Origin of the sequence: Promicromonospora sp. NPDC057488 (assembly GCF_042802395.1) — a bacterium.
In the GTDB taxonomy this organism is placed as follows: Bacteria; Actinomycetota; Actinomycetes; order Actinomycetales; family Cellulomonadaceae; genus Promicromonospora.
The window spans coordinates 1-7474 of the sequence record NZ_JBHVEG010000244.1; the positions used below are offsets into that span (position 1 = coordinate 1).

The following is a 7474-nucleotide window of genomic DNA, read 5'->3' on the forward strand; positions in this document are numbered from 1 at the left end:
GTAGGGCTCACGGCGGCCACCACGCGTGTGGCTCAGTCCGGCAGGCCCGCGACCGCGAAGTACGTGGTGCAGCTGCCGCCCTCGGACTCGTACCCCGTGGACAGCTCCAGCAGCTCGTCTCGCTCGGGCAGGGCCAGCAGCGTGGGGCTGTAGTTGGGGCAGTAGTTGTTCCACGGGTCGAGGATGCTCACCGGCGCCTCCGCCGTGGCCCAGGCGGCCTCCGGCACGCCCTCGTTGGTCATGATCGTCGACCCGCTGCCGGGCAGGACGCTCCCGTCGGCCCCGTAGAGCATCTGCCCGACGCCGAGCAGCCGGCCGTCCGGCGTGCCGTCGTCGTACCAGTTGATGTTCGGGGTGTGCCGGAAGTGCGTGCCGTCCGCCGTCGCGACCGGGTTGCCGATCTCGGTGACCGGCTGCCAGGCGATCCCGTCGGCCGAGCGGCGCGTGTAGTGCCGGCAGTCCTGCACCGGGCCGCACACCTCGTAGCTCATCAGGTAGTCGCCGTCCGGCAGCTGCCGCACCACCGGCATCCCCGGGCGCAGCCCGGAGTCGGCCAGCGCGATGACGTCCTGGAGCGGCGACCAGGTGACGCCGTCGGGCGACGTGGCCTGGACGATCACCTGGCTGTGCGCCGGCTGCTGGTTCTCGTCCGAGACGTACAGCACCAGCTCGCCGTCGGGGGAGACGGCGAACTCCGGCTCCCACAGCCCCTTGCCGCCCGACGCCGTCGCCGCCGTCGACACGTGCTCCCACGTGCGGCCCTGGTCCGTGCTGGCCCAGACCGGCAGCGTCATGCGGCGCGTGGCCTCGTCCTCCTGCTGGCCCACCGACGCCGACCAGAGCAGGGTGCCCTCCGGCAGGTCGCCGACCTGGCGCGGCAGCTCGAACAGCGTCGAGCAGCACAGCCCCTGCGCCGCCCCCGGGTCCGAGACCGTGCCGACCCGCTCGAAGCCGCGGCCGGCGTCCGTGCTGTGGAAGATCGCGCCGTGCCCGGTGTCGCCGTCGAACGTGACCGTGCTGACCACGATCGTGCCGTTCGCCTCGCCCGAGTGCTCCAGCCGGATCGCGCGCGGGTACAGCGAGGTGCCCTCCATGAGCCGGGTCCCGTTCTCCGCCCCGCCCGGTGGCGGCTCGGCCCCGGCGGGACCGGCCGACGCCGGGACGACGGCGGTGGACAGGGCGAGCGTGGCGAGGGCGAGGACGGCGAACAAGCGTCGGACAACCATGGGTGGCACCTCTCTGATCGACTCTGATCTCGGCTTCACGCTAGTGATCCTCGGCAGGTGAGTCAACGTTGCACCACCCCGCCCGGACCCGCCCGCCTCATCGGGCGGCCGGGTCCGGGCGAGCACGGCCCGGCGGGTCAGCCCGCGGCATCGACCGCGGACTGCAGCTCCTCGATGAAGCCTGCGGCCGCATCCTGCGGGGAGAGCTTCCCGAACTGGACCTGCTGGTTGTACCGGGACAGCATGGTCTCGATCTCGCTCGCGCCGTTCGGCGTGATGGGCGGGGCGTCGCCGGACCGCTCGCCCACCAGCTTGGTGAAGTCGAGCAGCTTCTTCGCCTGCTCGTCGAGCGTGGGCTCGAGCGCCTCCTGGAACGCCTCGTTGGCGGGGATCCCACGGTCGGTCCCGAAGGCGTGGGCGACCTGGGGGTCGTTGACGAGGAAGTCGATCAGCAGAGCTGCCTCGGCCGGATGCTCGGACTGGGACGACGCCGCCCAGTACATCGACGGCTTGGGGTACTGGAAGCCCTCCGGCGTGTCCGGGTCGGCGGGCCAGTCCGCCACCTCGTACTCGAAGTCGGGCGCCGCCGCGGCGATCGCGGTGAACTGGCCGGCGGCGATGAAGGCCATGGCGGTGTTGCCCACGACCGTGTCGCCCTGGTCCAGGGGTACGCCCGCCTTCTCGCTCAGGGCGGCCGCGTCCGGCGCCGCACCGGACTCGATCCAGTCGAGCTCACGCTGCCAGTACGCGGCGACCGTGGCGGGCTCGATCGCCACGTCACCCTCGTCGTCGAAGATCTGGTCGCCCTGCTGACGGGCGAACACCTCCAGGCTGAACGAGTCAGCCCCGAACGGGGACAGGCCGCGTACCTTGCCACCGGACGCCTCGGTGATCGCCTGCGCGGCAGCGTCGAACTCCTCCCAGGTCCACGTGTCGGTGTCCGGCACCGGCACGTCGTACTTCTCGAAGAGGCTGGTGTTCAGCACGACGCCGTTCCCCGCAACCCCGATCGGCACGGCGTACAGGCTGCCGTCGACCTCACCGGAGGCCAGCACGTTGTCGGGCAGCGAGCTCGCATCGAGGAACTCCGGCACCGCGTCGAGGTCCAGCAGCGCCCCGCGCCCCGCGTACGAGGAGAGGTAGAGCTGGTCGAACTGGACGACGTCCGGCATGTCGCCGGCCGCCGCCGTGGTCGCCAGGCGGTCCCAGTAGCCGCCCCAGTCCGCGTACGTCGGCTCGACGTGGATCCGGGGGTACTTCTCCTCGAACAGCTCGATCGCGTCGAGGGTCGACTGGTGGCGGGCGTCCGCGCCCCACCAGGTCATCGTCAGGGTCACCTCGCCCTCGCTGAGCTCCGCGTCGGCGGGATCGGGCGCGATGCCGCACCCGGCCACCCCGACGCTCAGGGCGAGGGCCGAGCCGGCCAGCACGCCCCGTCGCACGCGTCGTTCCATCGTGGTTCGTCCTCCGGTCGTCAGTCGTCGTCGGCTCATCACTTGCCACCCGTCGTCGCGATGCCGCGCAGCAGGAAGCGCTGCCCGAACAGGAACACGAGGAACACCGGGATCAGCGAGACGACGCTCATCGCGAACAGGGCCCCGAAGTCGGACTGCGACTGGGCGTCGATGAACTGCCGCAGCGCCACCGGGACCGTGTAGAGGTCGGGGTCGGTCACGAAGATGAGCTGGGAGAAGAAGTCGTTCCAGGTCCAGATGAACGTGAAGATCGTCGTGGTCGCCAGGGCGGGCACCATGAGCGGCAGGATCACCTGGAGGAAGATCCGGGCGTGCCCGGCGCCGTCGATCCGCGCGGCCTCGTCGAGCTCGCGCGGGATGCCGCGCACGAACTGCACCATGAGGAACACGAAGAACGCGTCGGTGGCCAGCAGCTTGGGCACGATCAGCGGCAGGTAGGTGTTGATCCAGCCGAGCTGGGCGAACATCACGTACTGCGGGATGATCAGCACGTGCACCGGCAGCATGATCGTCAGGAGCATCGCGGCGAACGCGACGGTCTTGGCGCGGAACTGCAGCCGGGCGAACGCGTAGGCCGCCATCGAGCAGGACACCAGGTTGCCCACCACGGAACCCAGCACGACCAGGGCCGAGTTGAGCAGGTAGCTGCCGAACGGCTTGCTCAGGGCGTTCCAGCCGTCGGGGTAGTGGCTCAGGTCGAACGTGTCGATCAGCAGCCCGGGGCTGGTGAAGATGTCGTCGTTCGGCCGCAGCGAGCTGGTCACCATCCACAGCAGCGGGTACAGCATCACGACCGCGACGATGATCAGGCCCACGTGGGCCAGGATCCGCGGGCGGCGTCGGCGCTGCTTGACGACGAGGGGGCGCTTGCCCGGCTCCGTGGTCGGTTCGGTGGTCAGAAGAGTTTCAGTCGTCATAGAACACCCAGTACTTCGAGGCCCAGAAGTTCAGGGCCGTGAACGCGCCGATGATGATGAGCAGCAGCCAGGCCAGGGCCGAGGCGTACCCCATGCGGAAGCCGGCGAAGCCTTCCTGGTAGAGGTACAGCGAGAAGAAGAGCGTCGAGTCGGCCGGTCCGCCGCTGCCGTTGGAGACGATGAACGCCTGCGTGAACGACTGGAAGCTGCCGATCAGCCCGAGCACCAGGTTGAAGAAGATGATCGGGCTCAGCAGGGGCAGCGTGATCTTGCGCAGCTGCTGCCACTTGTTCGCGCCGTCGGTCGACGCCGCGTCGTAGTACTGCCGCGGGATCTGCCGCAGGCCGGCGAGGAAGATGACCATCGGCGCTCCGAAGGTCCACACGTGCAGCACGATCAGGGTGCCCAGCGCGGTGTCCGGCTCGGCCACCCACGCGGGTCCCTGGATGCCGAACAGGCCGAGGAACGCGTTGACCAGGCCCTCTCCGCCGAACACGAGGCGCCACAGCACGGCGATGGCCACGCTCGCCCCGAGCAGGGAGGGCAGGTAGAGCACCGACCGGTACAGGGCGAGGCCGCGGATGCCGCGGTCCAGCAGGAGCGCCAGGCCGAGGGCGACCGCGAGCTGGATGGGCACCGAGACCACGACGTAGGTCATCGTCGCGACCAGCGACTTGCCCAGCCGCTCGTCGCCGACCATGCGCTGGATGTTCTCCAGCCCCGTGAAGTTCGGGTCCTGCAGCAGGTTGTAGTCGGTGAACGCCAGGTACAGGGAGGCGAGCATCGGGCCGAGCGTGATGGCGACCAGACCCAGGAGCCAGGGCGCCAGGAAGACCGCGGCGGCCTTCGAGTCCCGGCGTCGTTCCTTGGCCAGCGCCTGCTTCTGGTCGGCGGTCAGGTCGCCCCGGCCGTCGCGGCGCAGCGTCCGCAGCTCGCCGATAGCGCTCACGACGTGCGCTCCGGGCTGACCGGACGGGCGCGCCGTCCGGCGGCGGACCCTCCGTGAGGGGTGGTGGGAGCTGAGGACACAGATGCTCCTTCGGATCGTGTCGTGCGTCTTCGCAGATGGTGTACGAGGAATAGTGATCGTTCACTTTCCCGTCCGGCGTCAACATAGTGAACGTTCACTATGCTGTCAACGCTGGTGTCGGCGGCCCGCCGGCCGCCGCGAGCGAGAGGATGGCGGAATGTCCGAGAATGCCGTGCGCCGGCCGACGATCGTCCAGGTCGCGCGCCTCGCGCAGGTCTCCCACCAGACCGTCTCGCGGTACCTGCGGCACAACGGCGGCCTCAAGCCCGACACCGTGCGGCGCGTCGAGGCGGCGATCGAGGAGCTCGGCTACCGGCCCAACCTGGTGGCCCGTTCCATGCGCACGCGCCGCACCGGCCGGCTCGCGGTGCTGCTGCCCGCCCCGGCGCTCCTGCTGCCGACGCGCCTGCTCAGCGCTGCCGCCACGGTGGCGCACGACGCCGGGTTCCTCATCGAGGTGGTCAGCGTGGAGGGCGGCGCGCAGGAACGCAGCGACCGCGCCATGGACCTGATGTCCTCCGGCCAGGTCGAGGGGGTGCTCTCGCTCACCTCCCTGCCTGGGCTCAGCGACCAGCCGGCCACCGCCTCCGGCGCCGCCTTCGCCGTCGTGGGGCAGTACGACGACGAGATGCGCGGCATCGGCGAGCTCGCCGACGCCTCGGTGGTCGCCGAGATCGTCGAGCACCTCGCGGGCATCGGCCACCGCCACTTCGTGCACATCGCGGGCCCGGACGTCTGGTCGTCGGCCAGGGCGCGGCGCCAGGTCTACCTCGAGGTGATCGAGCGGCTCGGGCTCACGTCGCACGGCGTCGTCGACGGGGACTGGTCGGGGGAGTGCGGGTACGAGACCGTGCGCTCGTTGCCCGACTCCAGCCCCGTCACCGCGGTCATCGCGGCGAACGACCCCATGGCGACCGGCGCGGTGCGGGCGGCCCTGGACCGCGGCTGGGGCGTGCCGGAGCGCCTCAGCGTCGTCGGCTGGGACGACCTGGAGCTCGGCCGGTTCGCGACGCCGTCGCTGTCCAGCGTGGTCGTGGACCGTGAGGAGCAGGGCAGGGCGGCCATGGAGCGGCTGATCGCGCTGGTGCGTGGCGGGCCGGAGCCCGAGCCCGCGCGGCTGCCGCTGAACCGGCTGGTGCTGCGCGAGTCCACGGGGCCGGCGCCGGTGGGGCTCCCTGGGTGAGCCGACGGCGGCCGTGAGCGGGCTCGGCTAGCGTCGGGCCCGCGTCATCATGCCGCCCTGCGCCGAGAAGCCCAGGCGCTCGTAGAACGGCATCACGGAGACGCGCGAGTCGAGCGTGAGCTTGCGGACGCCCAGGTCGTCGGCCGCGCCGCACAGAGACTCCATCAGCCGCCGGCCGATGCCGCGCCCCTGCTGCTCGGGCACCACGAAGACGCTCTGCACGTCGCCGGAGCGCCGGACGGCGTCGCCCGGGTTGGGCACCCGGTCGAACAGCGCGAGCCACGCCATCCCGACCAGGGCGCCGTCCAGGGTCGCGACGTGGCAGACGGACCGTTCGCCCTGTGCCCGCATCCACCCGCTCAGCGCGGCGGCGAACTCCCGGGCCTCGTCCGGGCCGGGCGTGCGGCCCGGCTGCGCCCAGCGCCACCGCAGCGCGGACAGGGCCGGGGCGTCGGCGAGCGTGGCTGGTCTGATCACGAGATCCGGTTGCACGACGCAAGCCTGGCACGGACCCCACGGCCGCGCGGTGCATAGGATTCCTGGCGTGAGTGCTGCCCGCCGGAAGAACCACCAGGTCGCCGTGCTCGTGCTGGAGGGCGCCAAGCCGCTCGACGTCGGCATCCCGGCGCAGGTGTTCGCCCACCGGCCGAGCATGCCGTACGAGGTGCGGGTCTGCGGCGCCGCGCCCGGGCTCGTGACCGGCGGCGACGGCCTCTCGTACCACGTGGCCGAGGGCCTGGACGCGCTCGAGCGCGCGGACACCGTGTTCGTCCCCGGCTACCGGACGCCGGCCGCCGCCGACCCGCCCGCCGTCGTCGTCGACGCACTGAAGGCCGCGCACGCGCGCGGGGCGCGGCTCGCGGCCATCTCGACCGGGGCGTTCGCGCTGGCGGCGACCGGCCTGCTCGACGGCAAGCGCGCCACCACCCACTGGCACTACACCCGGGCGCTGCGCGAGCGGCACCCCCTGGTGCAGGTCGACGAGAACGTGCTGTTCGTGGACGAGGGCGGCGTGCTCACCTCGGCGGGCGCGGCCTCCGGCATCGACCTGTGCCTGCACCTGGTGCGGCGCGACCACGGCGTCGGCCTGTCCAACCACGTGGCCCGGAGGCTGGTCGCGGCCCCGTACCGCAGCGGGGGACAGGCGCAGTACGTGCCGCGCAGCGTGCCCGAACCGCTCGGCGACCTCTTCGCCGACACCCGCGAGTGGGCCCTGGAGCACCTCGCCGAGCAGCTCACCCTGGAGGCGCTCGCGCGCAACGCGCGGGTCTCCGCGCGCACCTTCTCCCGGCGGTTCGTCGAGGACACCGGCTACACGCCCATGCAGTGGGTGCTCCGGGCGCGCGTGGACCTGGCGCGCGAGCTGCTGGAACGCAGCGACCTGAGCGTGGAGCAGATCGCGCACCGGGTCGGGCTCGGCACCGCGGCCAACCTGCGCCTGCACTTCCACCGGATCCTCGGGACGTCGCCCACGGAGTACCGGCACACGTTCTCGTCGGGCCCGGGCGGCGACGGGTAGGGCTGGGTGGCTGGGCAGCCGGGCGGCCGGGCGGCCGGGTCGCTAGGTGGTCGGCAAAACGTCGGGCGGTCGGTAGAACGTCAGGTGATCGGCAACTCGAGCTGCCGACCACCTGACGTTCTAC

Annotated in this window: 7 protein-coding genes; 2 read left to right on the forward strand and 5 right to left on the reverse strand. The window is 71.7% G+C overall.

Annotated features, from left to right (window positions below):
- Window positions 1-32: 32 nt before the first annotated feature.
- The 4 genes from ACFU5G_RS28010 to ACFU5G_RS28025 all read right to left on the reverse strand — a co-directional run bounded on the left by ACFU5G_RS28010 (window position 33) and on the right by ACFU5G_RS28025 (window position 4516).
- Window positions 33-1226, reverse strand: coding sequence for a sialidase family protein (locus ACFU5G_RS28010; protein WP_377252061.1), 1194 nt, complete (start codon window positions 1224-1226; stop codon window positions 33-35).
- A 137-nt stretch (window positions 1227-1363) separates the two neighbouring features.
- The gene (locus ACFU5G_RS28015; protein WP_377252063.1) at window positions 1364-2680 is read right to left on the reverse strand and encodes an ABC transporter substrate-binding protein; all 1317 of its coding nucleotides are present in this window, start codon (window positions 2678-2680) and stop codon (window positions 1364-1366) included.
- A gap of 38 nt (window positions 2681-2718) precedes the next feature.
- Window positions 2719-3618: a carbohydrate ABC transporter permease gene (locus ACFU5G_RS28020; RefSeq protein WP_377252065.1), complete on the reverse strand. Its 900-nt coding sequence runs from the start codon at window positions 3616-3618 to the stop codon at window positions 2719-2721.
- Window positions 3608-4516, reverse strand: coding sequence for a carbohydrate ABC transporter permease (locus ACFU5G_RS28025; protein ID WP_377252073.1), 909 nt, complete (start codon window positions 4514-4516; stop codon window positions 3608-3610). The genes ACFU5G_RS28020 and ACFU5G_RS28025 overlap by 11 nt, the downstream gene beginning before the upstream one ends.
- A gap of 289 nt (window positions 4517-4805) precedes the next feature.
- Between ACFU5G_RS28025 and ACFU5G_RS28030 the strand changes: the two genes are divergently transcribed.
- Window positions 4806-5831, forward strand: coding sequence for a LacI family DNA-binding transcriptional regulator (locus ACFU5G_RS28030; protein ID WP_377252067.1), 1026 nt, complete (start codon window positions 4806-4808; stop codon window positions 5829-5831).
- Window positions 5832-5858: 27 nt separating this feature from the next.
- On the opposite strand, the gene ACFU5G_RS28035 is transcribed toward ACFU5G_RS28030, so the two are convergent.
- Window positions 5859-6323 (reverse strand): GNAT family N-acetyltransferase, encoded by a 465-nt coding sequence (locus tag ACFU5G_RS28035; protein WP_377252069.1) that lies wholly within the window; start codon window positions 6321-6323, stop codon window positions 5859-5861.
- Between the two features lie 52 nt (window positions 6324-6375).
- Between ACFU5G_RS28035 and ACFU5G_RS28040 the strand changes: the two genes are divergently transcribed.
- The gene (locus ACFU5G_RS28040) at window positions 6376-7350 is read left to right on the forward strand and encodes a GlxA family transcriptional regulator (RefSeq protein WP_377252071.1); all 975 of its coding nucleotides are present in this window, start codon (window positions 6376-6378) and stop codon (window positions 7348-7350) included.
- The last annotated feature ends 124 nt before the right edge of the window (window positions 7351-7474 follow it).

Bases quoted from the DNA above. Each gene is read 5' to 3' on its own strand.
- ACFU5G_RS28020 (WP_377252065.1), bottom strand. From the start codon at position 3,618: ATGACGACTGAAACTCTTCTGACCACCGAACCGACCACGGAGCCGGGC.
- ACFU5G_RS28010 (WP_377252061.1), bottom strand. From the start codon at position 1,226: ATGGTTGTCCGACGCTTGTTCGCCGTCCTCGCCCTCGCCACGCTCGCC.
- ACFU5G_RS28030 (WP_377252067.1), top strand. From the start codon at position 4,806: ATGTCCGAGAATGCCGTGCGCCGGCCGACGATCGTCCAGGTCGCGCGC.
- ACFU5G_RS28015 (WP_377252063.1), bottom strand. From the start codon at position 2,680: ATGGAACGACGCGTGCGACGGGGCGTGCTGGCCGGCTCGGCCCTCGCC.